This is a genomic window from Nesterenkonia sp. AN1, assembly GCF_000582475.1.
GTDB lineage: Bacteria > Actinomycetota > Actinomycetes > Actinomycetales > Micrococcaceae > Nesterenkonia > Nesterenkonia aurantiaca.
The window spans coordinates 84,721-110,336 of sequence record NZ_JEMO01000025.1 but is presented as its reverse complement, the minus strand read 5'-3'; the positions used below and the strand labels follow the sequence as shown (position 1 = coordinate 110,336).

At 64.5% G+C, this 25,616-nt stretch carries 24 protein-coding genes and 1 pseudogene; 9 read left to right on the top strand and 16 right to left on the bottom strand.

Going from position 1 to position 25,616, the window contains the following annotated elements; all coding sequences use genetic code 11:
- Nucleotides 1-142 precede the first annotated feature (142 nt).
- A complete protein-coding gene (locus tag BG28_RS13285) occupies nt 143-499 on the top strand; it encodes a hypothetical protein (protein WP_036477768.1) in 357 nt (118 codons plus the stop codon).
- On the opposite strand, the gene BG28_RS13280 is transcribed toward BG28_RS13285, so the two are convergent.
- Entirely contained in the window at nt 466-2,757 is a 2,292-nt protein-coding gene (locus BG28_RS13280; RefSeq protein ID WP_084479745.1) for an efflux RND transporter permease subunit, read from the bottom strand. The two genes, BG28_RS13285 and BG28_RS13280, sit on opposite strands and share 34 nt — an antisense overlap.
- Nucleotides 2,758-2,875: 118 nt before the next feature.
- Between BG28_RS13280 and BG28_RS13275 the strand changes: the two genes are divergently transcribed.
- The 3 genes from BG28_RS13275 (at nt 2,876) to BG28_RS13265 (ending at nt 5,882) form a co-directional block, all read left to right on the top strand.
- Entirely contained in the window at nt 2,876-3,454 is a 579-nt protein-coding gene (locus tag BG28_RS13275) for a MarR family winged helix-turn-helix transcriptional regulator (RefSeq protein WP_036477765.1), read from the top strand.
- Between the two features lie 93 nt (nt 3,455-3,547).
- Nucleotides 3,548-4,123, top strand: a complete 576-nt coding sequence (locus tag BG28_RS13270) for a helix-turn-helix transcriptional regulator (protein WP_036477762.1) — start codon at nt 3,548-3,550, stop codon at nt 4,121-4,123.
- 199 nt (nt 4,124-4,322) lie between these two features.
- Complete coding sequence (locus tag BG28_RS13265; RefSeq protein ID WP_235181121.1) at nt 4,323-5,882, top strand: AarF/ABC1/UbiB kinase family protein; 1,560 nt, start codon at nt 4,323-4,325, stop codon at nt 5,880-5,882.
- A 33-nt stretch (nt 5,883-5,915) separates the two neighbouring features.
- Here the strand turns inward: BG28_RS13265 and BG28_RS13260 are convergent, their stop codons facing one another.
- The 9 genes and pseudogenes from BG28_RS13260 to BG28_RS13215 form a co-directional block, all read right to left on the bottom strand.
- Entirely contained in the window at nt 5,916-7,295 is a 1,380-nt protein-coding gene (locus tag BG28_RS13260; protein WP_084479744.1) for a YfcC family protein, read from the bottom strand.
- A gap of 1,096 nt (nt 7,296-8,391) precedes the next feature.
- Nucleotides 8,392-8,673, bottom strand: coding sequence for a hypothetical protein (locus tag BG28_RS13250; protein ID WP_133725879.1), 282 nt, complete (start codon nt 8,671-8,673; stop codon nt 8,392-8,394).
- A pseudogene (locus BG28_RS16900) lies at nt 8,670-9,166 on the bottom strand (sigma-70 family RNA polymerase sigma factor). The gene BG28_RS13250 and the pseudogene BG28_RS16900 overlap by 4 nt, the downstream one beginning before the upstream one ends.
- 303 nt (nt 9,167-9,469) lie before the next feature.
- A complete protein-coding gene (locus BG28_RS13240; protein ID WP_051501469.1) occupies nt 9,470-10,477 on the bottom strand; it encodes a universal stress protein in 1,008 nt (335 codons plus the stop codon).
- 148 nt (nt 10,478-10,625) lie between these two features.
- Nucleotides 10,626-11,780 (bottom strand): polymer-forming cytoskeletal protein, encoded by a 1,155-nt coding sequence (locus BG28_RS13235; protein WP_133725881.1) that lies wholly within the window; start codon nt 11,778-11,780, stop codon nt 10,626-10,628.
- A 211-nt stretch (nt 11,781-11,991) separates the two neighbouring features.
- Nucleotides 11,992-12,666 (bottom strand): response regulator transcription factor, encoded by a 675-nt coding sequence (locus BG28_RS13230; RefSeq protein WP_036477750.1) that lies wholly within the window; start codon nt 12,664-12,666, stop codon nt 11,992-11,994.
- On the bottom strand, nt 12,663-14,219 hold the full coding sequence (locus tag BG28_RS13225) for a GAF domain-containing protein (RefSeq protein ID WP_161634848.1): 1,557 nt from the start codon (nt 14,217-14,219) through the stop codon (nt 12,663-12,665). Before BG28_RS13225 ends, BG28_RS13230 begins: the two co-directional genes overlap by 4 nt.
- A 340-nt stretch (nt 14,220-14,559) precedes the next feature.
- Nucleotides 14,560-15,225: a response regulator transcription factor gene (locus tag BG28_RS13220; RefSeq protein ID WP_036477744.1), complete on the bottom strand. Its 666-nt coding sequence runs from the start codon at nt 15,223-15,225 to the stop codon at nt 14,560-14,562.
- Entirely contained in the window at nt 15,222-16,829 is a 1,608-nt protein-coding gene (locus tag BG28_RS13215) for a GAF domain-containing protein (RefSeq protein WP_051501467.1), read from the bottom strand. Before BG28_RS13215 ends, BG28_RS13220 begins: the two co-directional genes overlap by 4 nt.
- Nucleotides 16,830-17,110: 281 nt before the next feature.
- Here BG28_RS13215 and BG28_RS14590 point away from each other — a divergent pair, with 281 nt between their 5' ends.
- Together BG28_RS14590 and BG28_RS13205 are read left to right on the top strand one after the other, a co-directional pair.
- Nucleotides 17,111-18,280, top strand: coding sequence for a universal stress protein (locus BG28_RS14590; RefSeq protein ID WP_084479740.1), 1,170 nt, complete (start codon nt 17,111-17,113; stop codon nt 18,278-18,280).
- A 108-nt stretch (nt 18,281-18,388) separates the two neighbouring features.
- Nucleotides 18,389-18,847 carry a pyridoxamine 5'-phosphate oxidase family protein gene (locus BG28_RS13205; RefSeq protein WP_036477741.1) on the top strand — a complete coding sequence of 153 codons (459 nt, stop codon included), beginning with the start codon at nt 18,389-18,391 and terminating at the stop codon, nt 18,845-18,847.
- 139 nt (nt 18,848-18,986) lie between these two features.
- Here BG28_RS13205 and BG28_RS13200 read toward each other — a convergent pair whose 3' ends face one another.
- On the bottom strand, nt 18,987-20,147 hold the full coding sequence (locus BG28_RS13200; protein WP_051501465.1) for a YbdK family carboxylate-amine ligase: 1,161 nt from the start codon (nt 20,145-20,147) through the stop codon (nt 18,987-18,989).
- A gap of 154 nt (nt 20,148-20,301) precedes the next feature.
- On the bottom strand, nt 20,302-20,526 hold the full coding sequence (locus BG28_RS16895; protein WP_133725883.1) for a BON domain-containing protein: 225 nt from the start codon (nt 20,524-20,526) through the stop codon (nt 20,302-20,304).
- A 374-nt stretch (nt 20,527-20,900) separates the two neighbouring features.
- Between BG28_RS16895 and BG28_RS15920 the strand changes: the two genes are divergently transcribed.
- On the top strand, nt 20,901-21,239 hold the full coding sequence (locus tag BG28_RS15920) for a hypothetical protein (protein ID WP_200869353.1): 339 nt from the start codon (nt 20,901-20,903) through the stop codon (nt 21,237-21,239).
- Nucleotides 21,197-21,565, top strand: a complete 369-nt coding sequence (locus BG28_RS15915) for an HAD-IA family hydrolase (protein ID WP_200869360.1) — start codon at nt 21,197-21,199, stop codon at nt 21,563-21,565. The genes BG28_RS15920 and BG28_RS15915 overlap by 43 nt, the downstream gene beginning before the upstream one ends.
- 85 nt (nt 21,566-21,650) lie before the next feature.
- Here the strand turns inward: BG28_RS15915 and BG28_RS14585 are convergent, their stop codons facing one another.
- Nucleotides 21,651-22,145 carry a MarR family winged helix-turn-helix transcriptional regulator gene (locus tag BG28_RS14585; RefSeq protein ID WP_051501464.1) on the bottom strand — a complete coding sequence of 165 codons (495 nt, stop codon included), beginning with the start codon at nt 22,143-22,145 and terminating at the stop codon, nt 21,651-21,653.
- A 174-nt stretch (nt 22,146-22,319) separates the two neighbouring features.
- Here BG28_RS14585 and BG28_RS13185 point away from each other — a divergent pair, with 174 nt between their 5' ends.
- Complete coding sequence (locus BG28_RS13185) at nt 22,320-23,138, top strand: bacteriorhodopsin-like (protein ID WP_084479739.1); 819 nt, start codon at nt 22,320-22,322, stop codon at nt 23,136-23,138.
- 135 nt (nt 23,139-23,273) lie between these two features.
- Here the strand turns inward: BG28_RS13185 and BG28_RS13180 are convergent, their stop codons facing one another.
- The 3 genes from BG28_RS13180 to BG28_RS16890 form a co-directional block, all read right to left on the bottom strand.
- A complete protein-coding gene (locus BG28_RS13180) occupies nt 23,274-24,443 on the bottom strand; it encodes an ABC transporter ATP-binding protein (RefSeq protein ID WP_235181125.1) in 1,170 nt (389 codons plus the stop codon).
- Nucleotides 24,443-24,868, bottom strand: coding sequence for a hypothetical protein (locus BG28_RS15910; protein WP_200869351.1), 426 nt, complete (start codon nt 24,866-24,868; stop codon nt 24,443-24,445). The genes BG28_RS13180 and BG28_RS15910 overlap by 1 nt, the downstream gene beginning before the upstream one ends.
- 65 nt (nt 24,869-24,933) lie before the next feature.
- Nucleotides 24,934-25,470 (bottom strand): ATP-binding cassette domain-containing protein, encoded by a 537-nt coding sequence (locus tag BG28_RS16890; protein WP_369797263.1) that lies wholly within the window; start codon nt 25,468-25,470, stop codon nt 24,934-24,936.
- Nucleotides 25,471-25,616 lie beyond the last annotated feature (146 nt).

The window sequence follows — 25,616 nt, the reverse complement described above, 5'->3', positions numbered from 1 at the left end:
TCCGGTGCTGGTTCGTCAGCTGGTCCCCGAACCGGGTTCAGGGTCGACCGAGAGTCTGACACATCACGGTCGAGTTCACCCAGGTCAGCCGTGGCCCTGTGTGGCTGATCATCCGTACCCAGGAGCACCTTATGATCCGGTTATGGGACGACCCCTCACCGAGCGCGAACGAGACGTGCTGACCTTCATGATCGAGAGGGCAGTTCCCTTCGCAGATGACCGACCCGTGCCTGCCGGCTCACGGGAACGATGGCGCCAGTCGGTCCCCAGCACCACGGCGGGTCGGGGCTGCGCGTGCGGCACGTGCCCCTCGATCGACCTCGAGGATCAGCACGGTCAGACGCCGGACGGCGGAGACAGGATCGTGCTGAGCGCCCACCATCCGAAGGCCTCGCTGCTGCTGTTCATCGACGAGGACCGGCTCAGCTACCTCGAGCTGGCGCCACACGGCGATGAGGTGTGGGATCACTTCCCGCCGGTCGCGGAGCTGAGTCTTTGACTCGATGCTGCGCCGTCGTTCTTCGCCAACTTCGAGGGCCACCAGACCGCGGGCCCGATGTCGCGCACCAGTGCCGGCACGAGCAGCGCTCGCACCAGGAACGTGTCCAGCAGGACGCCGAAGGCCACGATGAAGGCGATCTGCGCCAGGAACAGGATCGGGATCACCGAGAGCGCCGCGAACGTCGCGGCGAGCACGATGCCGGCTGAGGTGATCACGCCTCCCGTGACGGTCAGCCCGCGGATGACGCCGCGTCGCGTCCCATGGGTCAACGACTCCTCTCTGACTCGGGTCATCAGGAAGATGTTGTAATCGATGCCCAGCGCGACCAGGAACACGAAGCCATAGAGCGGCACGGTCGGATCGGCCCCCGGGAACTCGAAGACGCCGTTGAAGACCAGCGCGGAGACGCCCAACGCGGTGGCGAAGGACAGCACGGTCGTGAGCACCAGCAGCACCGGCGCCAGGATCGAGCGCAGCAGCAGCATCAGGATAAGCAGGATGACGACCAGCACGATCGGGATGATCAGGTTTCGGTCGTCGATCGCGGCATCGTTGGTGTCGATCGCCGTGGCGGTCACGCCACCCACCAGCACCTCGGAGTCGGCCTCGGCATAGGTGGCTCGCAGCTCGCGGACGGTGTCCTGCGCGGGTGCAGAATCCGCGGGATCGGTCAGCGTGGCCTGAAGCATGATCGACCCGTCGATCACGAGCGGATCCGAAGCAGGCGTCCCCGGAGGGCCGTAGGCGCTGACCCCGTCGGAGTCGACCGGGGCGGAGCCGGCCTCGTCCTCGGTCATCACGGTGACTCCGTCGACCCCGCTGTTGCCCAGCAGGACATCAGCCGCGGTCTGGAGCGAGTCCTGATCGGTGACCACGTAGGCAGGGCTGCCGGAGCCGCCCGGGAAATGCTCGCCCAGGGCGACCTGGCCATCGCGCGCCTCGGACTCTCCCAGCACCAGCTCCGACTGCGGCACTCCCTGGGCATCCAGCTGCGTGACGCCCACGGCGCCCAGGAACAGCACCAGGGTCGTGGCGATCCAGATGCGGCGGGGCCTGCGCTCCACGAGTCGTCCGGTGCGCGCCCAGATCCCGCGGCTGGGGATCCCGTCCTCGGCGGCGACGACCTCGGGCTCGAACCGGGGGCGGCGAGGCCAGAAGGCGGCACGGCCGAAGACGAAGAGGATCGCCGGGAGGAAGGTGAGGGCGGAGGCCATCGCGAAGAGAATGCCGATCGAGGCGACCGGACCCAAGGTGCTGTTGGACTTCAGGTCGCTGAGCAACAGGCACAGCAGGCCCGCGATGACGGTGCCTCCGGAGGCCAGGATCGGTTCGAAGGATCCGCGCAGCCCCTTCCAGGTCGCGGTCCACTTGTCCTGGTGGGCCCGCAGCGCCTCCCGATAGCGCGCGACGTAGAGCAGCGAGTAATCGGTGGCCGCGCCGATCACCAGGATGAACAGGATGCCCTGGGTCTGCCCGCTGAGCAGCAGGATGTCCGCATACGCCAGCCACCAGATGGTCAGCAGTGAGACACTGAGCGCGAAGACGCTCGTCGCCAACACCGCGATGGGCAGCAGCAGCGACCGGTAGACCACGATCAGGATCAGAAAGACTGCGGCCAGCGAGACGGCGAGAAGGATCCCGTCGATGCCGGCGAATCCGGCGGCGAGGTCTGCGGTGAACCCGGCCGGCCCGGTGACGAAGACCTCGACGTCGGGAAGTTCGGCACGCAGACTCTCCGAGATCTGACCCACGACGTCTCCGAGCTCCTCCTCGGACCCGATCGGCACGAACGCCTGGACGGCCAGTCCGTCCTCGGACAGGATGATCGGGGAGAGGTCCTCCTGCACCCCGGCGATCGCGGGCAGCTCTCCGACGGCCTCGTCGATCGCGGTGACCTGTGAATCGCTGAGCTCCGTGTCAGAGGCGACGACGACGACGGCGGGGATGGTGTCTGAATCATTGAACTCACCCAGCAGCTCCTGCACCGCGGTCGCGTCCGCGGACTCTGGCAGGTAGGTGGTCTGATCATTGGAGGAGACCTCCGCGACCCTTCCGAAGAATGGCCCGCCGATGGCGGTGCCGGTGAGCCAGATGAGGATCAGCGCGGCGGGGAGGAACACCCTCAGCCAGCGCGGAACGCCGCCCCGGTGAGGGCGGCCGCCGCTGCCTCCGCGGACATCATCTCCGCCGCCGTCGCTCGGGATGCCCGCGCCGGGCGTGGGTGAGGTGCGGGTGTCCGTGACGGTGCGCGGCATGTTCTTGTCTCCTGACGAGTGATTTCCTTGGTGGAAGAATATACTGTCCTGAGGGATAAAGTACACCAATGGATAATAAACGCCGCAAGGTCCGGTTGCGCATCGTAAGGTGGTCAGCATGGCAGCAGGAGAGACCGAGCCGGATCCCGTATCAGAGAGCCTGTATGAGGTTGATGCCACGGATCCCCTTCAGCGACTCGTGGATCGATCCGAGGTGCCTTCCGAGGACGTTGCCCAGATCGGTCGGCTCATGCGAGCACTCTCCGACCTGCGGACGGCGGAGCAGCGCCTGTCCGAGGCCTCGCAGCAGTACATGAAGCTCAGCCAGCTGGACATGGGTGCGATCCACTACCTGATCGTGGCGGAGAACCGTGGGGCGACGGTGACGCCCGGGATGCTCGCAGCAAGTCTGGAGATCTCTGCGGCATCGACCACCAAGCTGTTGAACCGACTTGAGCAGGGTGGACATGTCACTCGCGAAGTGCATCCGACTGACCGTCGGGCCTTCGCCGTTCGGGTCACGCCGGAGACGGCGGAGGCCGCGATGGAGACCGTCGGGCGGCAGCAGGCCAAGCGGTTCCACTCTGCCGCCGCGCTGAGTGCCCGGGAGCGAGAGGTGGTCATCGGCTTTCTCCAAGACATGACACAGCAGCTCTCCTTAGACGACGTCGCCTGGGCGAAGGGTGAGGGTGCCTGAGCTTGCCGCGTCACATCTCCACGCCGTCACAGTGGGCGATATATCGTTAAGTCTGATCGGACCCATCGTGGGTGCGGCGCTTAGGAGGCTGTCATGACTGGATCATTTTCAGGCGACTCACACGCCCGGGGCATCTTCGGAGACCGCCGGCACGCTGCAGGGGGTCCGCCGGCGGACCTCTGGGACGCCATGGATCAGCTGCGCGGTGCTTTCAAGGACAAAGCGGCCCCGCGCGCGAACCGTGGAGATGTGCGCGCAGCGGTGCTCGCGCTTCTGGCCGAGCGCTCCATGCACGGATACCAGATCATCCATGAGATCGAACAGCGCAGCGGTGGCGCGTGGAAGCCCAGCCCCGGCTCGGTCTATCCCACTCTGCAGCTCCTGGCCGATGAAGGACTGATCCACGCCGAGTCAGAGGGTGGACGCAAGACGTATTCGCTCACCGAGGAAGGCCGAGAGGCCGCGGCCGCCGCTGAACAGTGGCCCGCGCAGTGGCAGGGTGCTGAGCATCGCGGCCATGCGGTCCGAACCCTCTCCAAGGCTGGCATGGAACTGGCGCAGGCAGCCGCGCAGGTGGGCCGTTCCGGAACACCCGAACAGATCCACCAGGCGGAGCAGGAGATCGACCAGGTGCGCCGGAAGCTCTACGCCATCCTCGCTCAGGACTGAACCGCGTGCTTGAGGCAGGTGACGCGTGGGGCCGCAGCCTTCAGGGCATCGAGTGAGCCCAACGGCTAAGTCGCTGCGCAATCGGTACCGCCGAATTCTGCGGTTCGCGGCTCTTCATCTGGTCCAGGTGTGGTGGTTCGAACTGTTCCTGCCACGAATCGGCCTGGCTCAACTCGCCGCGGTGGGCCGAGCTCGGCGCATGCGGCGGCTTGCTCAGCGCTTCCACCGCCTCGCGGTGGATCTCGGCGGGCTGATGATCAAGGTCGGCCAGTTCCTCTCCTCGCGACTCGACGTGCTGCCCCCCGAGATCACCAAGGAGCTGGAAGGGCTGCAGGACGAGGTCAGTCCTGTCGACTTCGCTGAGATTCGAGCCGCTGCCGAAGAGGAGCTTGAGGTCCCGCTGGAGCGTGCCTATGCGTCCGTGGACCCGGAGCCGCTCGCTGCCGCCTCGCTGGGCCAGGCGCACCGCGCGGTAGCTTCGGCCGAGGACGCTGAGGTCGCCGGTTTCGATGCAGCGGTCGTGAAGATCCAGCGCCCCGGGATCGGTGAGATCGTCGACGTCGATCTGGCGGCACTGCGCCGAGTGAGTCGATGGCTGTCCCGGATCAAGCTGGTGAGCAACCGGGTGGATGCGCCGGCCCTGGTGGAGGAGTTCGCCACCACCAGCATGGAAGAGATCGATTACCTCAACGAGGCTGCCAATGCTGAACGCTTCGTCGCGAACTTCGACGGGGATCCGCGCGTCTCTGCGCCTGAGGTGATGTGGGAACGCACCACCCGTCGAGTTCTGACCCTGCAGGACGTGACCGCGATCAAGATCAACGATGTGCCGCGGCTCAAGGCCGCGGGGATCGACCCGACGGCGGTCGCCACAGAATTCGCGAACGTGATGTTCGACCAGATCTTCGTGCACGGGTTCTTCCATGCCGACCCGCACCCCGGGAACATCTTCGTCACGCCGACTCCTTCTGGCCGTGAGCTGCCGGCAGAAGCCGGAGCATCGCCGGGCTGGCATCTGACCTTCATCGACTTCGGCATGATGGGCGAGATTCCGGACACGCTGCGCGACGGGCTGCGCCGGGTGTTCATCGCCGCTGCCTCTCGAGACGGAAAAGGCCTGGTCGACGCCATCCAAGAGGTGGGTGTGCTGCTCCCGTCCGCGGACACCGCGGAGCTTGAACGAGCCATGACCCAGCTCTTCGCCCGCTTCGGCGGCATGGGCTTCGCCGAGCTCAAGGAGGTCGACCCTAGGGAGTTCCGGGACTTCGCCAAGGAGTTCGGTGACCTGGTCCGTTCGCTGCCCTTCCAGCTGCCGGAGAACTTTCTGCTGATGCTGCGCACGGTGTCGCTGATCTCGGGCGTCTGCAGCACCCTGGATTCCCGGTTCAATCTCTGGGACGCCATCGAACCCTATGCCGAGCAGCTGATCCGCGACCAAGGCCGCCCTGCGGTCCAGGACGCCGCCCGTCAGGTGGCGACCACCGTGACGACGGCGCTGCGGCTCCCGGGCCGGCTCTCCGACGTCGTGGGTCGCATCGAGGAAGGCCGGATCGCGGTGCGCACCCCGGATCTCGATCGGCGCACCGCGGCTCTGGAGCGCGTGGGACGGAGGCTGGTCTCGGCGGTGCTGTTCACCGGGCTGCTGGTCACCGGGACCCTGCTGCGATCCGAGGACGACGTGATCGGATCGGTGATCATGGCGGCCTCCCTGATCCCGCTCCTGCATGCGGTCTTCCCGTCCCGGCGAGGCAGGATCTAGGTCTGCGCTGAGCGCGGACCCGAGCGCAGCTCGTCAGCTCCAACCGGTCACCTGCGCGAAGACCAGGAAGCTGATGGCGACCAGCGTCCAGAGTCCGAACAGCGGCAGATAGAACCGCAGCCACTTCTCCCAGCGGACACCGCCGATGGCCAAGGCGGCCATAAAGTACCCCGAGGTGGGATAGAGGATGTTGGTGAGTCCATCGCCGAGTTGGAAGGCCAGCACGGCGGTCTGCCGGGTGACCTCCAGCAGATCCGCGAGCGGAGCCATGATCGGCATCGTGACCACGGCTTGGCCGGAGCCTGAGGGCACCACGAAGTTGAAGCCGGTCTGTACGGCGAACATGCCGACGGCGGCGAGTTCGCCGGGCATCCCGCTGACGGCGCTCCCCAGAGAGTGCACGATCGTGTCAAGGATCTGGCCGTCCTCCAGGACCACCGCCACGGAACGGGCGACGCCGACGATGATGGCGGCCTCCAGCACGCTGCGCATGCCCTCGGAGAAGGAGGCGGAGATCGCCGAGGGGTTCAGCCCGCTGACCAGGCCTATGATCAGCATCATCAGCAGGAACATCCCCGCCATCTCGATCATGAACCACCCCTGCGAGGAGACGCCCCAGATCGTGACACCGAGGACTGGCGCCGAGAGCAGCAGCGACACCTTCTGCCGCCGATTCATCCGCTTCGCCTCACCATCCGCTCCGGAGGCATAGAGGCGCTGCTTCTCCAGCTCATCCTCCTCCCCGTACACCAGGCTCTTCGCGGGGTCCTGCTCCACGCGACGGGCATAGCGGATGACCCAGAATGAGCCGAGTGTGATCATCGCCAGGAAGAGCGCCCCGCGCAGGCCCGCACCGGAGAAGGTCTCGATGCCAGCGATCTGCTGGGCCAGGCCGGTGTTGATGGGATTGAGCACGCCAGAGGTGAAGCCCGCCGTGGTGCCCACGAGCGCAATGGCCACCGCCACCATCGAGTCGTACCCCAGAGCGATGATGACCGGAATGAGCACTGGAATGTAGACCAGTGCCAGTTCCTGAGTGCCGATGAGGGAGGCCAGGGCTGCGAAGACCGTGATCAAGACGGGAATCAGCAGAAGCCGGCGATTGGCGAAGGCTCGAAGCAGCCTGTCGAGCGCGTTCTCGATGATCCCGGTGCGCCGGATGACCATGAAGACGCCTCCGATGATGAACGTGAAGAACACCACCTCCCCGGCATCGACGAGGCCGCGGGGGACCGCGGTCGCGAAATCAAGGAACGACGTCGGCGTCGCCTCCACCGGTCCATAGGAGTCCGGGTTGATGACCTCTCGGCCGTCTGGACCTTCCACGCGCTCGAACTGGTTCGAGGGGATGACGTACGTCGCGAGGGCGGCCAGCGCGGAGAGGACGAAGAGGATGACATAGACGTGAGGCATCTGGAAACCGCGTCTGACGGTGCGTGCTGGCGTATCTGTTGCAACCATCCCCGAGACGTTACGGAGCCGGTGTTTCGCGCGTGTCACGACCGAGTGAACTCACTCTGGACCGGTCTGGCTGACCCATGGGCGACACGCGATCGGGTCGCGAGAGTGGCATTTCCTCGGGCCGCGGCCTCCCCGCTGGCACAGACGATCTATCGGGAATTCGCCCTTCCGCGCATCCCGGTCGGCTGCGTCCAGAGATGGTCTGCCGCCGCGGCCGGTTCCAGGGATTCTTGGGAACCGGCTGCTGGGGAGGATCCACCGAGTGCCTGCCAGTGTGCCTCTATCCTCCGGTCCCGTGGGTGACGCAGAACCAGCTCCACGGCGCGTCGAGCGCTCGAGAGAGCAGCATTCGTCGACTCGGTGAAACGCATCCCTGCGACGAACTGCGGCCCGTGTGCCCGATCAGACTCCAACGCATTGAAGTGCGCCGCGCGTGCATCCATATACCGCTGCAGGGGCAGCAGGGAACTTCTCGTGAGCAGCAGACCCTGCCGGCACGGAACGCCGCGCCTCAGAGCGAGTTCCAACAATCCTTCACTCATCTTCAGCTGATGCTCCTCGTACCACCGGAGGCCTTCTACGTCATCGGGGTCCTCGGTGCCCAGAAAGCGCTCAGGGAACTGATCGGTCCAGCGGATCCTGGCGAATGGGGTTATGAGTCGAATCATGAGTCAGCGTTCCTTACTATGATCCGTTGCGGATCAGGTCAGCGCGGCCCTCGTACGCGGGTTCCCGTGTGGGGCCGATGTGCCGGTCGGGGATCCGGTGTCCGCGTCTATGGAAGGCATCTGCTGTGATGCGGAGCTCACAGTGAAAGCCGTCCACGGTGCGGGTCACTCCTGCCGGGTGATGCTCATGACGGGCCGCCGTCGGTGGTGCAGCTGCCGCCGGTGGCCATGGGGTTGCTCCTGAAGCTGAGTGCCTCGGCATTGAGGTGTTGCTGGTGCAGTGCCGCTCGTTCCCGAGGCCTGATCGCAACACTCCTCTCCCGGGGAGAGCGAGTCAAGGGCAAGAACGCGGGAGGCGTCCCCACCGGTGTGGGGTGCAGCTATGGGGCAGGCTTCCCGTTCTCCTCCGAGCGAGTCAGTCGGTCGGCTTCGGAGGTCTCGGCAAGTATGCGCTCCTCAAGGCCCGGAGGTGGGGATTCCTCCCGCCAGGCCACCCCCGTCGCCTCCATGCGCGCGGCCGTAGCCCGCAGCTCTGCGAGCTCTGCATCGATCGAAGGGTCTGCTGCCCGGGTTCGGTCGAACTCGCGCCGCTCATCGTCACTGAGATCCCCCACCAGCGCACCGGCGATGAGCTCCTCGCGACGTGAAGGCGTTTCTGTCATCGTGCGCCACTACTTCCCAATGCTGTCCGCATAGATCTCAACCCGTAATACATGCGCGTCCGCAACGTCGCGACCGGGACACCCGTCTGTTCCGATAGGTCCTGGTAGCTTCCACCGAGCAGCTGTACGGCGGCGATCACCTGACGGTGCTCAAAGGTAAGCGTAGCGAGGGACTCATAGAGGGCCAACCGCTCGACTATCAGCAGGTCCTCCGTCACAGGCTCACTGGCCCACTCGATCTTCCCCGCATCAGAGGGCTCTGGGCGCCGGGCGCGAGATCTCAGCGCATCGATGACGAGGTTTCGCGCTATCGCGAACAGCCAGGTCCGAACTGAGCCACGCGAGCTGCTGTACCGCTCTCGCTGCGCCAGGCACGAATGAAGGTCTCCTGCACGCAGTCTTCGGCCTCGACTCGATCACCCAGTGCATTGAGTGCGAACGAGAACAGCACTCTGCCGTGTGCGGCGTAGGCTTCTTCAGCGTTGAACGTCATCTCAGCCTCTGCACGCATGGGGAGCACCCCCTCGAGGGGCCAGTGGATCCAGCGCACAGGCGGCATCCAAGCTTAAGTTGCGGTTCGCGGTGGGTGGAACAAGCATAGAAACGGATCCTCGCTGCTCTCAGGGTCGTGTCCGGTGCAAAGAGACTCTCTGAGGGCGACTTGGTGATTCAGCTTTGGATAGGCATTACTTGAACATTCAACTATCACTCCGTCAGTCCGTGAAGGGACCTTGGTCCCATACCGGCCTTGCCTGAGACCTCGCGGCGAAGGCCCTGGGACAGCGTCAGGGTGGTTCTAGCGGATAGGCCCTGGCTGATCACGGAGCCGGTCATCCTGGAGGTCTGGAACAACCATGACTGGACCGGTCGCCCGCAGGAGCACCCCGCGGGAGACCGATCCCAAAAGATTGCCGCTGAACGTTCCCCTACCTCGTGTGCCGACCACCGTCAGCTGTGCCTCCTGGGCGGACTTGCTCAGCTGCGTCACAGGATCCCCAGGCTTGACCGAGGCGGTCACGGCCAACGAGGGAAAATGCCTGTGCAGCCAGGCCGCCTCTGCCTGAAGCGAGCGCTCCAGCTGTGACTGTCTCCGGCTGATGATGTCTTGGTCGAGGGGGTCCAGATCCGGGTACCAGTCCCACCAGCCCTCCAGCGAGGGCAGCGTCATCAAGAGGTGCAGGGCGACACCACGGTCTTGAGCCGCTCGGGCCGCATGCAGGGCGGCGACGCGACTCTGCGCAGAGCCGTCGATGCCCACGATCACTGGACGTGAGTCTGCCTGAGGGGCGAAACGCGCAGCCCCTTCTGCGACGTTGATCGCATAGTGCCGGGGCACCACAATAGTGGGGCAGTGCGCGTGGGCCGGCAAAGCGGAGGCCACCGAGCCCAGGATTCTTCCGAGGAATCCGCCGCGTCCCCTTGCTCCGAGAATCGCAAGTTCTGCCACCGTGGAGAGCTCCGCCAGCACAGCAGCAGCCTCGCCTTGTTCGGTCCGGTAGGTGACCTTGCCTGGGTAGGCCTGAAGGTACCTCCGGGCATCATTGAGGACTATTCCTGCCGCATCGATGGCGGCCTGAGTTTCGAACTTCTCCGGCAAGGCGCCGAGGGTGGTGTAGACGGGAATGGGGCCGCTGACCGCGGTGATCACCGTCAGCACACGTCGGCTGCGTTGAGCCTCCAGCGCGCCGTAGTGCAGCGCCAGAAGAGACCGGGTAGAGCCGTCGAAGCCGACCAGCACACCTAGGCCCTGGGCCGCGAGGTTGAAGGCGCGGGGTCGGGGAGCTGAGTGAGTGTCGATGTTCATGTCTTGCCTCCGTGAGGGGGAGAGCGTTGGGAACGGGGAAGGGATTGTCCGTTGCGTGGTCGCCGAGTCTGGTGCCATGGCTCGACGCGAGCTCTGAACTGGTACTCAAGGATCCGCGCTGCGTGACGGACCTCGCGGTCCGGGCTGCTCAGGGAACCGTTGTTGCTAAAGCCGGTTCGGCATACGGCTCGGGAGGGACCCGCCGAGGCCGCCTGTCATAGAAGTCCAGGAGCTGCGCACCAAGGCCGAAGAGGACCATCGCCAGCCACACCGCAATGTTCAGCCACGGAACATGCAGCGCGACGATCAGGATCACCCCGCCCACCAGTGCCATGACCACAGGGCGCTGAGAGTCCCGGAACACAAGGCGTCCGATGGCGTAGGAGCCGGAGGCGAATGTCGCCAGAGTCATCAGCGCCCATACCAAGATCCCAGCCAGGGCCAGCGGGGCCCCGATGATGGTGATCATGAGAAGCAGGAGCGCCACGGGAACCGCGACCGCCGCCACGAACCCCACCAGGAGCGCCTTCCACGGAGAACGCTTCAGCTGGTTCGTCACCTCCGTGAGTCGGCGCGGGAACACCAACACGGCGACCAACGTGATGAGGCTCAACGCGACCAGAGCGTAGAGCAGCCCGAGAGCCCAACCGAGGAAGACGCCCCAGGGTGAGGGCTCTGCCTCAGGAGCCGGATCGGGGGCGATGCGCTCGACCGAACCAGCGACCGCACCGTCAGTGATCGAGGCGCTCTGGTCGCTGTAGTAGGTCACGTCTCCACCGACGGACCCATCGATGGAGAAGTCTTCGGCGCTGATCACCAAGTCTCGCTCGATGCTTCCGTCGATGCTGACTTCACCGGCAGCACCGACGAGATCGGCTCCGAGGGACCCCTCCTCGGTGAGATTCACACTGGCGGCGAACACCGTGCCGCTGCGTTCAACCTCACCGCTGATGACCACATCTTGGGCTGCAAGACGCACGTTGCCATCGACTGTGCCGGTGATATTGATCGTCTGGGCCGCCACGATGACGTCGCCGGTGACGTCGCCGCTGACGGTGACGTTCTGGCCGGCCACGTAGACATCACCCTGGATCGTGTCTGAGACGTCGATGACGGAACCGCTGTAGAACTGTGGTCCCTCACCGTCGCCGTCTGTCACCTCGCTGGTGGTTGAGCTGGGTGTGGAGGGTGAGTTGATCGGTGTTGACGCTGCACCGAAGGCCCCTGCCGCAGACCCGATGAGCAGGACCCCTGCCATCACGGTGCTGGCGATAAGGCGCCCGGGCTTTATAGGTGCGCTCATGATTGGTGCCTCTCTCAGGCCATTGGGGTGAGTCATTGCGCGGGCTTTGAGAGACCTCGCGCGCTTGAGACACCACGGTGCTGCGAGATGGCCACGGAACGGAGCATCCTCGTCGACCTTCTCCGACCTCATTCTGTGGTGGAGAGCGAAGCGTGTGTAGGGCCTTTAGTCTCATCAGCCGCGGGGCGGGGAAGAGCCCGAGGGCGGGGGTCTAACCTTCGGAGTCTCCGACGCTCATCGTGGCGCCATAGACGGCGACCTGGGTGCGGCGGTCCATCCCGAGCTTCGCCAGCAGCCCTGAGACGTAGTTCTTCACGGTCTTCTCCTTCAGGCCCAGGCGGTGTCCGATCTGCCGGTTGGTGAGTCCTTCGGTGATGAGCGCCAGAACCTGGTTCTCCCGCAGGGTCAGGTCAACCCACGGGACGCGCGTGGACTTCTCCTGAGCCGCCGCCTGTGCCTGCTTGGTCAGGGATGAGTGCACCCGTTGGGCCAGGTCGCGGGTCACCAGGTTCTCACCCTGAGAGACTCGAAGGATCGACTCGATCAGATGCCGGCCTCGGATGTTCTTGAGCACATAGCCCGAGGCGCCGGCGACCACAGCGGCGATGCTTGCCGCGTCGTCGTCGTAGGCGGTGAGGATCAGGCAGTGGATCTCCGGGTGCGCCGAGCGGATCCGGCGGCACAGCTCTATGCCGTTGCCGTCCGGCAGATGGACATCCAGCACGGCGACATCGGGCAGTGTGGCTTTGATTCGGGCGAGGGTCCCGCGTGCGGTGGCAGATTCACCTACGACTTCCAGGCCTGGTTCGGCGTCGATGAGTCCGGCGATGCCGCTGCGAACGATCTCGTGGTCATCGACGAGGAAGACACGCGTCGATCTGGTCATGTGAGTCTCGGAGAGTTGACGGGGGCGTGCCAGCGGCTCCGGGTTCCTCCGGAGCTGCGGGGACATAGTTGGAAATCCCCTCCGTGGGCATGCGCCCTGGCCCTGAGGTTCTTGGTGCCGCTGTTGAGCACCGAGTTCGGGGAGATCCCTACCCCGTCATCGTCGATGGTGATCGTGATGTCGGTCTCTGTGGCGCTGACCTCCACCCAGACGGTCTCGGCGTGGGCATGGCGTGCGACATTGCTCAGCGACTCACGAAGGACAGCGACGGCGTCATCGGCGAGGGAACCTTCCAGGATCAGGTCGACGGGTCCGGTGAACGTCAGACGCGGAACCGTTGACAGAGTGGGTGAGAGTTCGGAGACGACCTCGAGGAGCTGGTGTCTGACATTCATCTGCGGTGCTTGAGTCTGGAGAGCGAAGATCGCGGTGCGGATATCGGCGATCGCCGCGTCGATCTGCGCCACGTGGGGCTCCAGCCGGGCTGCCTGCTGCGGATGGGCTGATGCCAGCGCTTGCAGTCCCATCCCGGCTCCGAAGAGTCTCTGGATGACATTGTCGTGGAGATCTCGCGCGATGCGGGACCTCTCTTCGACCATTTCCAGGTGCTCTCGGTCTACCCGTGCCCACGCCAGGGCAACAGCGAGACCAGCCTGGGTGGCGAACTCTGTGAGCAGCTCGAGATCATCTGCGCTGAAGCGCGGCTCTGTCGCGGAGCGGGTGGCGCATAGGGCGGCCACCCGGTCGCCGGCGACGACGAGAGGTACCGCGATCATCGACGCGCTGGGGATATCCTCGGCGAACGGAACTGGTTCGTCTGCCTCCAGGGGAGTGATTCCGGGCTCTCCATTCATGGCTCGTGAGAGGACACAGTCCATCCAGGGAACTGAGGCGCCCTCAAGCCGTGCCGCGCGTGCCCCCCGAGCGGTATCGACGAAGAGCGCCTGGCCCACCGCTTCGGAGACCACGACACTGACCAGCTGCGCCCCGGTGAGTGAAACCACGCTCTCCGCGAGGACCCCGAACACCTCGTCGCCTTCCGCATTCAACAGCCTCGCCGCGACGTCCCCCAGCGCGGCACTGAGCTCCTGTGCCCGGCGGGTTCGTTCGTACAGGCGTGCATTGTTGATCGCGGTCGCTGCGGTGGCCGCCAGCGCCTGAACCAGAGCCTCATCATTGGCGGTGAACGACTTCTCGGAGGAATTGGTGAGATAGAGGGCACCATAGGTGCCGCCGCGGATCATGATGGGGACCCCGAGGAACGCCTGCATCTCCGGGTGAGCAAGCGGCAGGCCGACGGAGCGAGGATCATCAGACAGGTTCCTGATCCTGATGGGCTCGCTCCCGGTCAGGACGGCGCCTAGAACGCCGAGTCCCCGTGGCGGGGCACCCATCTGCTCGACGAGCTCTGGGGACATCCCCACGTGGATGAACCGCTCTAATGCCCCTTCGTCATCTACCACGCCGAGGGCAGCGAATCTGGCGTCCACGAGGGTTCGGGCCGACTCTGCGAGGTGGCGGAGGACCTGGTCGAGGTCTAGGTCCTCTGTCACAAGCTGACTCGCCTCGAGCAGGCTCAACAGACCGTGATGGTCCGTCAGGAAGCGGTCACTCCGGACCGCACTGGCGTGGTTCGTCTCGCCCGCGTCGTCAACATGGCGATCTGGGAGCTCCGGAACGGAAGGGTGATCGAGCATGGAGACGGACTCATTACTGCCATCAGGGCCTATCCGGTGCGAAGGCGCCCTGAGGGCGATTTTGCGATTCACGACTTTGCAGGACGGTGCCCCTCGACTACAACACTGAACTGCGGCTGAAGGGAAGCGTCCGGGGCCGACTGGGGCCCAGGCGCTCAACGGGGCCGCCGTTTTGGAGCTGGGGTGACTCAGCTCTTCAACGTGTGGGGTCTTCGGTGCTCAACCTGGCGCCATAGACGGCAACCTGGGTGCGGCATGTCATGCCCAGCTTCGCCAGCAGGCCTGAGACGTAGTTCTTCACGGTCTTTTCCCTCAGGTTCAGCCGCTGCCCGATCTGCCGGTTGGTGAGGCCTTCCGTGATCAGTGCCAGGACCTGGGTCTCACGCAGGGTCAGCCTCACCTGTGGGTCCCGACTCGACTTCTCCTGCGCTGCCGCTTGTGTCTGCCTGGTCAGGGAGGAACGAACCCGGTTGGACAGATCACGGGTGACCAGCGTCTGCCCTTGGGAGACCTGGAGTATCGACTCGACCAGATGTCTGCCCCGCACATTCTTCAGCACATAGCCCGAGGCGCCGGCGACGACGGCGGCGATGCTGGCCGCGTCATCGTCGTAGGCGGTGAGGATCAGACAGGGGATCTCCGGGTGCGCCGAGCGGATGTGCCGGCATAGCTCTATGCCGTTGCCGTCCGGCAGATGGACATCCAGCACCGCGACGTCGGGCCGTGTGGCCGTGATCCGCTCGAGGGCACCCCGTGCGGTGGCCGATTCTCCGACGACCTCCAGACCTGGTTCGGCGTTGATGAGCTGGGTGATGCCGCGACGCACGATCTCGTGGTCATCGACGAGGAAGACCCGGGTCATGTGGAGCTCGGGGCGTTCACCGGGGCGTACCAGTGGGCTCTGGTGCCTCCGGAGCTGCGCGAGGTCAGCTGGAATTCGCCGCCATGAGCGCTGGCCCTGGCGTGCAGGTTCTTGGTCCCGCTGCGGCGGGACAAGGAGGAGGAGAGCCCCAGGCCGTCGTCCTCGACGGTGATGGAGACCTGGGCTTCTGCGGCGTTGATCTCTACCGAGACGGTCTCAGCCTGGGCGTGGCGTGCGACATTGGTCAGTGACTCCCGAAGCACGGCGACGGCGTCATCGGCGAGGGTGCCTTCCAGGATCAGGTCGACGGGACCGATGAAGACCAGACGGGGAATCGTGGAAAGCCTGGGGGAGAGTTCGGACACCACCTCCAGGAGGCGATGTCTGGCATTCTGTGTAGGTGCCTGAGTCTGCAGCGCGAAGATCGCGGTGCGGATGTCAGCGATCGCGGCGTCGATCTGAGTGACGTGTGTTTCGAGGGTGGCTGCCTGGGCAGGCCGCGATGATGCCAGGGCCTGCAGCCCCAGTCCCGTGCCGAAGAGCCGCTGGATGACGTTGTCGTGAAGGTCTCGGGCGATGCGGGCGCGTTCTTCGACCATATCCAGTCGCTGCCGCTCCACTCGGGACCAGGCAAGTGCCACAGCGAGACCGGCCTGGGTGGCGAACTCTGTGAGCAGTTCAAGGTGACCTTCGGTGAAGGGGGATTCCTCTGCGAAGCGGGTGGCGCACAGGGCGGCGACCCGGTCTCCGGAGATGACCAGAGGCACTGCCATGATGGAGGCGCTTGGGACATCACCGATGAAGGGAGCCGGCGCGTCCCCGTCCCTCGGCGTGATGCCGGGCTGTCCCTTCATTGCGCGGGAGACGACGGAGTCGGTCCACGGCATGGTGGTGCCTTCGATCGAGAATGCGCCCTCTCCTCGAGCCGTCTCGACACGGAGCTTGCTGCCGACGGCTTCGGAGACCACGACGCTGACCAGTTGTGCCCCGGTCAGTGACGCAACGCTCTGGGCAAGCACGCCGAAGGCGTCGGTATCGGGTGATGCCAGCAGCGCGGAGCTGACCTCACCCAGTGCGGCGCTGAGTTGCTGTGCCCGTTGCGCCTCGCCGTAGAGTCGTGCGTTGTTGATCGCAGTAGCCGCTGCCGTCGCGAGCTCCTTGACCAGTTCCTCGTCCTCTTGGGTGAAGGGACCGCCGGATCGGTTCGTGAGATAGAGATTCCCGAAGGTCACTCCGCGGATCTTGATGGGCACGCCCAGGAAGGTGTCCATCGGTGGGTGATGCTCGGGAGAGCCGACTGCTCGAGGGTCTTTGTTGAGGTCCGTGAGTCTGATCGGGCATGAGGTGTCGATGACGGCGCCAAGGACCCCGTGGCCCTCGGGAAGATGACCGATCTTCGCCACCAGCTCTTTTGGCATTCCGACGTGAATGAACTGCTCCAGCTGACCTTCCGGGTCAATGACGCCCAGTGCGCCGTATTGCGCATCCACCAGGGTGAGTGCGGATTCGGCTATCTGACGCAGCACATTCGAGAGGTCCAGTTCGCCGGTGACCAGGAGGCTTGCCTCCCAGAGGCCGCGCAGGCCCGGCTGCGCACCCATCATCCGGTGATCTTGCGCATCGACCTGCGGATTCGAGTTTCGGCGTTCGGTTTCCGGCCGGGGTGCTGAATCTGAGCGTGGAATGAACACGATTAAACCCATCATTATACCAAATAGCCATACAGTGTATTTTGATATTTAAAGAAGAATTATGAAATTATGATGCGGGCGGTTCCAGGGATCGCCCCGGAGTCCAGGTGTCTGGTTCGAGATTTCAACCGGGGCTGCCATCTCGATCGTGGTCCCATTATGTCTGGAGGACCCTCCGGAGAGTCTTCGAAATCATGCGTTGTATTGATCGAAAAGACTTCACTAGGGTCCTAAGACTCTACTTCGAATGGTGCGCAAGCGCATACGGTCCGCTTATGACTCCTCCACGTGACGCAAGTGAGCCCCGCACGCCGGCTGTTCTGGTCGGGATCGATGGTTCGGAAGACAGCGAGCGAGCCTTTCGAGCAGGGCTCAGGATGGCTGAGCGCCGTGGATTGCCGCTGAGGTTGGTGGGCACCTTCGCTCGCCCGGTGGTGAGCGACGCCTACGCCATCCCGCTGATGGGTGAGTTCGTCGAGACGGCGCTCAAAGAGACCCAGAAGATGCTCGACGGCTACGCGGCACAGGCAGAACAGTCGGGGATCGAGGTCACCACCCACGCGGTCGAAGGCGACCCGGGCGCGACACTGGTCGATGAGAGTCGCTTCGCCGAGCTGGCAGTCGTGGGAAAGCGTGGACGGAACAGATTCGCAGGTCGAGTCTTGGGCAGCGTCTCGGCCAAGCTGTCCGCGCACGGAGGCTGCCCGACCCTGGTCATTCCGGCCAAGTGGGAGAGCGAGTCCGCCGAGGAGCTGCTTGCCCCATCGCAGGAGCATCCGCTCGGGGATGGGATGGCGGCCGAGCCCCTGACTCAGATGGAGGAGTCCGCCCCGAGAGAGCATTCCCGTCGTGAGTTCGCCAACGTGGCGCAGGAGCTCAACTTCGACTCCGAGGTCGTCGTCGGCGTGGACAGCTCCTCAGGCCAGGTCGTGGACCTGGCGGCGCAGACCGCGCAGCTGCTGGAGCGGCCTCTGACCCTGGTGTCGGCGGCTCCATTGAATGCCAAGGGTCATTGGTACCCCAACACGGTCGAACACAATCTTGAGCTCCCGAATCTGCGTCGGCCCTATATCGAGAACCTCCAGAAGCTGGTCCTTGAAGTTGGGGAGAAGTTCCCGGCGCTCAGCGTGCGGTGGCAGTTCTTCGATGGCTCACCAGCAGGCGTGCTCTCCGAGGCGTCCAGGACCGCCGAGCTCGTGGTGATCGGCACCCGAGGTCATGGCGGGTTCGCGGGCCTGCTGCTGGGCTCGGTGAGTCAGGCAGTCCTGAACCGTTCGGCCTGTCCCGTCCTGGTCGTTCCGACCTCAAAGGTTGAAGGTTCCCGGGCGAAGCTGCGAGTCGGGACCACCCGGTCAGATGCATGAGCGGATCGCCCCACACGGTGGAGCCCTCCTTGGCGATGGGCTCCAGAGCAGAAGCCGCCCGCTCCGCGGTCCTGGAGATTTGGAAGCTGCAGAAAGAGAGATCGGCTGATGCTGTTTGAACACGCAGAGAATGAGCCAGTGCTCATCCTCGATGCTGACCAGATCTGGAATCTTCTGGAGACCGCCAGTCACGGGAGACTCGTCCTCGTGGTGGGATGGAGGCCAGACATCTTCCCGATCAACTATGCGGTGGCCCCCGACCGCACCCTCATCTTCCGAACTGCGCCGGGAACCAAGCTGGCCGAGCTTGCGATCAACGAAAAGGTGCTGTTCGAAGCGGATCAGATCTCCTCAGACGACGCTTGGTCCGTGACGGTCCGCGGAGAAGCGCATTGGCTGCAGAACTCGGCGAGTATCGAACAGGCAGAGGCGTTGGGTCTGCGACCGTGGGTTCCCACCGTGAAGGACCACTACGTGAGCATCACCCCCACGGAGGTCAGCGGCCGACACTTCCAGTTCGGCCCGCATCCGGAGCGCGAGCTGGGAGAGGGCTCCGAGGGCGGCTGATCCACCATCGCTGGACCCCGGGTATCCGGATCTCCGATCGCGGCTGACGCTTTTCGGATGTGGGTGCATACGGGGTGAGCGGGCTCGCCTGGCGCTCAGCTGGGCGGGTGCCCCGCTGGGTGGGCATCATCCAGCTGATTCAGTACCGCACGGGGTCAGGTCGATGGCTGCTCGCCAGAGGTGGGCGTTCGGTGTCGGCGATCGCCCCTCCCGAGTGATTGATGACACCGGTGAGACCTGAGAGCTGCGCCATCTTGCGTTGCCGGGTGGCTCCGGTTCCCTGGGCCAGGAACAGCTCCAGCCCGGAGCGGACCAGTTCTTCGTCGCCGAACTCGACCAGGTAGGGCCATGCCTGATTGAACGCCTGCCACACCACCACGTCGGCGAGGACCGGAGCCCCGGTGAACGGGTCGAGCAACCGACTGCTGAGGCCGAATTTCGCGGCCTGCCAATGAGCGACGTCCAGGAGCTCAGGTTCAGGTTGAACCCGCGAGGGTTGGTCGATCGCGGCGCAGACCAGCGCTCGGATCAACGTTGCAAGAACCACGGCGTCGAGCACCTGGAGCTGAACGTCGCAGGCTCGAATCTCGATCGTCGGGTGAAGCTGCGAGAGCCGGGCCAACCAGCTGATGCCACCGCGGTCGGCCACCACATCGGAGTTCACCAGAGCATCGATCCGATTCTCATAGTCGGTGAAATCACGGAAGGCAGGTGGCACCCCGTTGACCATCCAGCGCCGGTAATGGATGGATCGCCAGCTGGCGAAGCCAGAGTCGAGACCTCGCCAGAAGGGCGAGTTGGCGCCCAGCGCGGTCAGCAGTGGAAGCCACCGGCGAATCCCGTTCAGTGCTCGGATTCCGGTCTCGGGATCTGGGACGCTGACATGGACGTGCATCCCGTTGATGTATTGATCAGCAGCAATCCCTGGTGCCAGATCTGTCATCTGCCGGTACCGGGGGTCGTTGCTGACCGCGGCGCCGAACTCCGCAATGGTGGGAGCGGTCCCGATGGGCGCGGCAATCAGTCCGAACCCTTCCGCCACGGATGCGAGGTTCTGTCTAAATCTCAGCAGAGCCGTGGTGGCAGCTGGCGCGTCCTGCAGCACTGCAGATGCGTGCTCGACCTGACAGGAGAGCCATTCCTGAGAGGTTGCGCCCTGGCCCGGCCTGATGTCCTGCAACGCGTTGGATTGGTGCACGGTCGGGGTGGCGGGCAGCATCAGCTCCCGGTCGATGAGCAAGAACTCTTCCTCGATCCCCATCGACACCGCGGGGGAGAGACGAGCGAAACTCTCAGACATCACTCGGGACCGCTGGTTCGGGGGATCGGGATGACTCTTTATGAGGGCAGGCGAGTGTCGGGCCTCTCGAGATCCTCCCCAGGGCGGGGCATGCGAGGAGGTGCAAGGGTGGAGATGTCACCGTGATGTCCTATCCATGTGATGTCGGAGTGGTTCAGCGCCGGCGGATCTTGAGGCGATTGTCGACGTGGGTCACGGCCGGGGAAGCCGCCACCGCGAGCCCGGCCTGTTTCCTCTCGTCTCGAGACTTCACGAATCCTCGGAGGACGGCGGTGCTTTGGACCCGGGTGACGAAGACTCGGCTTGCAGGGGGTGAAAGTGCGCGGCTCAACGGACTCCCAGGTCCGACGCTGAGGATGGCGGGGACCGATGGGGGCACCGCGTCGCAGAAATCTGAACCAGAGCCCCCGGCGCTTCGAGCTCGACGGGCGAACGTATCTCATGGTCGGTGACGGGCGTCGCGCCCGGCCCGGTAGTCCTCATAGTTGTAGCCCTTCAATCATTGCCCGCGTCTTGTCTTGTGGCTCCACCGTCGTATTGTTTGCGCGATCTGTGCAGGGCCATTGGTCCCGCACGCTCGACCCACACCCCCATCCGCACCCGCACCTGCACCCGCACCGTGCACTGCAGGGTCCATTCGCTCTCTGCTTCCTGGCCCGGAGGCGAAGTCCCGGGCGTGTGCCCTGCACGCTGCGCTGGGGATAGCATGTGGACACCAGACGGGTCTGACACCCCATGGAAAAGGAGTCCCGCATGACTGGTCGTGTTGAAGCGGTTGTTTTCGATGTTCTGGAGACTCTCCTGGACCTGGACCCTCTCGGTGCCAGGCTTGAGGAGGTCGGGCAGCCTGCCTCGGTGCTGGGTCCGTTCTTCATGCGGTTCCAGCGGGACGCTATGGCGTTGACGCTTGCCGGTGATGTCGCAGACTTCACCCGGACGGCTCGTCAGTCGCTGCGCACCGAGACTAAACAGGCGCTGTCGGATACGGATATCGACTACGTCATGGGAGCTTCGCCAGCGTTCAAGCCTTCCCCGATGCACTCCCCGCGCTGCGCAAGCTCTCCGAGGCCGGGATCACGGTCGGCTGTCTGACTGTCGGTGATCCGGAGAACACCCGTTCGTTCTTGGCCGGAGCGGGACTCGAGTCCTATGTGGACGAGGTGGTGACCTCAGATTCAGTGGGAGTGTGGAAGCCTGCACCAGAGGTCTACCACCACAGCGCGAAGGCGCTGAATTGCGAGATCGATCGCATGGCGCTGGTGGCGGTGCACGCATGGGACTGCCACGGCGCCAAGAAGGCCGGGGCCCTTGCAGGCTGGTGCTCGCGGCTCGAGGGTGAGCCCGGTGAGGTCTTTCTCCCGGCCGACGTCCGCGGCGAAGACCTGATCGACGTCGTCGACGGGCTGCTGGCCCTCTAGCTCCTGAGGTGAGCGGGTCGCTACGCCCCGCGTGCGATCGAGTCTCGCCCCATGGCGAGTCAGGAGCCGCAGCGAACAGCGCGCCTCAGGGGATATCTGCCGGGAGGGAGCGCCCGGGGGCGCGGATCGCGGACTGTCGTTCCCATAATGCGCCGGTGACCCGCCACAGGACATCGGTCGCCGTCGTCACATCCTCCTGTGGGAGTCCGTGGGTGGCTCGTGCCACCATAGCGATGAAGTCGGCGTGGATCGCAGAGATGGTCCGGTGTCCCTCGCTGGTCAGCTGCAGTCGCACGCTGCGCCGGTCCTCCGGCTGGGCGACGCGTTGAAGAAGCCCCGCGTCGACGAGGCGTCTTGAGATGCCGGTGACCGCTCCGCTGCTCAAAGCGAGATGGCCAGCCAGCTCCTTGGGGGTCAGGTCTCCCGACTCGGCAACGCGGAAGAGGCCTCGGAGGTCCGTGGGGGAGAGGGAGTGCTCCTCTGCGAGGCGCTGCCGCTCTTCCTCCAAGCCCCTCAGGAGGTGGATGGCAGCGTTGGGAAAGCCTGTCAGCGCATGCCTGTCTTGCTGGTCCTGGGCCACCTGCTCCTCCTATCGAGACTATGACATGTTCGCTACGCGTTCGGACATCGTGTTTCGCCTGATCCTACGACAGCAGGATGGCCGAGAGTCGATATATAGTTTAGTATCTAAGATACCCACTGAAGTATCGCCGCGGCCTGCAAAGTGGAGCGCGGCCTGTCCGATGGAGGACCCGTGATACCCGAATCCCTGACACAAGGACAGTTCGACACCGTCTACAACTTCCTGTCCCTGGTCATCGCCTCGCAGCTCTTCACTGCCCTGTTCCTGCTCATCTGCTTGCCCCGGATCCTGCCCCGCTACCGGCAGGCCATCACCGTGGCCATCGTGGTCTGCGGCATCGCGGCATACCACTACCTCCGCATCTTCGACTCCTTCAAGGATGCCTTCGTCACTGACGCCGTCGGTGGCGACGGCATCTACACCCAGGCGGCAGGTGCCTCGTTCAACGAGGGCTACCGGTACGTGGACTGGCTCTTGACGGTGCCACTGCTGCTGGTCGAGCTGATCGCGGTGCTCGCATTGGCCCGAGCCTTGCAGTCCAAGTTGCTGTGGCGGCTGGTTCCTGCCGCGGTCCTGATGATCGCTCTCGGGTATCCGGGTGAAATCAGCGACGACAACATGGTGCGGGGGATCTTCTTCGGGCTCTCGATGATCCCGTTCCTGTATATCCTCTACGTGCTGTTCGTCCAGCTGACCGCCTCGCTCGACCTGCAACCGGCGGGTGTCCGTCGTTCGCTGAGCAATCTGCGCTGGCTTCTGCTGGGCAGCTGGGCGGTCTACCCCATCGCCTACCTGCTGCCGATGCTCAATGTCTCTGGGGCGGATGCCTGGGTTGGCATGCAGATCGGGTACTCGGTGGCTGATATCACTGCCAAGGCTGTATATGCGCTGATCATCTACCGGGTGGCCCGGATCAAGTCATTCGCGGAAGACCCCGCCTTCGCGGAGCGTGAGATGTCCCACGGCGCCTTCGCGAGGGAAACCGTCTGACGCCGGCATGATTGACCGCGTGGTGGCCCTCCAGCAAGTCGGGCAGCAAGGCACGACATGCTGGGGGCGACTGCCTCTCGGGGGTTGCCCGCAGGTCAAGATGCCACCTCTTCATGCGGCAACCCCGAATGGCATTCAGCGGCTTGGGGGGAGATGTAGGACCCGGTCGAGCCTTTGCAGGGTCTCGCTTCGGTGTGAGGCCACGAGTACTGTGCCTTCATAATCCGCGATGACGTTAGAAATGATGCGTTCGGTCTCCGAGTCCAAGCTGGCAGTCACCTCGTCAATGAGAAGGATCTTTGGTCTCCGGATGAGGGCGCGGGCAAGGCAGAGCCGGGCTTGTTGTCCCCCTGAGAGCCGCAGGCCGTTTTGACCGATATGGTCCTCGAGGGTGACCCACTCCAAGGCCTTCACCCTGTCCAGTACAGCCAGGAGTTCGGCGTCGCGTATCGGATCGGCACCTCGCAACAGGTTCTCCCGCACCGTTCCGTGGAACAGGGTGGCATCCTGGTCGACAACGGCGATGGCTTTTCGAAGGCAGGGATCTTCGATGTTTCTCAGAGAGATCTCTGCGCCGGATCTGGGGACGAGCTCGATGCTGCCATGGGTGGGGTCCCAGAGACGAGCAGCCAAGGTGATGACGGTGCTCTTCCCCGACCCGGAGGGACCGGCGATGCCGACATGTTCCCCGGCCGTGACTTCTGCAGACCAGGAGGAGAGCACGTCGGTCTGGTCGTCATAGCTGAAGGACACGTGCTTGAAGCGCAGTCCCAATGGCCCTGACGGGAGACTCTTGGACCCCGGGGAGCGGTCAACGGCTGGGGGCCGCTGGATGCCGTGTGCGACTCGGTCGGCGCTTGCTGTGAGCGGATGCAGCTGAGTCACCGTGGTGGTCGCCTCAGTGACGGCAGTGACGCCGGCCAACGACAGAGCGATCAAGGCCGGAAGAGCGGCTGCGGTGAATCGAGGTTCGTTCGGATCGCTGAAGAGGCCCGCGGCCGAGGCGCTGGTCGCGATGACTCCCATCATGACGGCAGTCACGGTGAGATCGCGGATCGCTGTGATGAGTTCAGCGAGAAGTGCGCGTCTGCGGCTGATAGCCGTGGCTCGGTCGGTGGTGGCGAGAGCTTCAGCGGTGATGGGGCGGATGAGTCCGAAACTGAGGACTTCTCGCAACGCTCCGAGCGCGTCGACGAGCTCGGTGGAGAGCTGGTTGCGGAAGAGCTGTTCCTTAGCTCCGAGATCGCGCATGCTGCGTCTGCCGAGCAGGACGCTTGCCGCGATCGTGATCGCTCCTATGGTCATCACCAGTCCGGCTTCGGGGAGAAGGGAGGCGGTTGGTGAAAGGGTGGTGAGGAAGACGGTGAGGGAGGTCGCGATTTGAGCGAGGTGTGGGCGTAGAAGAATTCCAGCTTCTCGATGTCGTCCATGACCACGCTCGCGGTCTCTCCGGAGTGTTCTCGGCGTCGGGCGGGAACACTGTGCGAGTAGGAGTCGAAGAGCGCCATGCGCAGACGCGCCAGAACCCGGTAAGCCAGGGCATGGGAGATGTCCATTTCTCTCCACGTCAGGATCGTCCTGGCCAAGACCAGTCCGATGAGTGTCACCCACATGGTTGGACCGGGAGGGCTCGCCTCGACGATGGCGTGGCCTACGGCCCAGGCGGTGAGCACTACGATCGCGGTCAGCGTGAGCGCACTGGCGGTGCCGATGAGGTAGCTGGTGATCATGCCCCGTCTTTCAGCGCGCAGCACGGGGAGCAGCGAGAAGAAAGCGTTGGGTGAGGAAGGGTGTATCACGGGACGATGCGATCCACATGGTCATTGTCCAAGTGCAGGACGGATTCGACGTCGAGAAGACTTTCGGGACGGTGGCTGATCATCAGGACGATCCGGTCGGCTGCGACCCGGTGCAGGGTGTGGATCACTTCAGCGGCCCGGACAGCATCCAGGGCACTGGTGGGCTCGTCCACCAGCAGAACGGGTCGTCGGGCAAGCAGCGCCCTGGCGAGTGCAAGCCTCTGACGCTGTCCGCCGGAGAGGCTCAGCCCTGCTTCGGTGACCTCCGTGTCGAAACCCCGCGAGAACGAGAGGATCTCGTCGAGGATTCCGGATGCCGCGCAGGCGGTTTCGAGTTCGGTGTCGGAACGCGCACCAGTGACAGTGAGATTCTGGCGGATGGTGCCGGTGAAGAGGACCGGACGTTGAGACACCACGGCGAGGTCGTTGCTGTGCAACGTTTGGCCATCGAGCAGGATCTCACCGCTCTCAGGGGTCAGGAACCCCAAGAGGAGATCAAACAATGTCGACTTGCCGGCCCCGGATGTGCCCACCACAGCGCTGAGGGTTCCCCGGCTGACTGTATGTGTGATGTCTTCGAGCACCGGGAGGTCTGTGCCTGGGTAGCGGTAGGTCAACGCCTGGATGCGGAGTTCTCGGGCTGTAGCTGGAGATTCTGACCCGATCGGAGTCTCCGGCC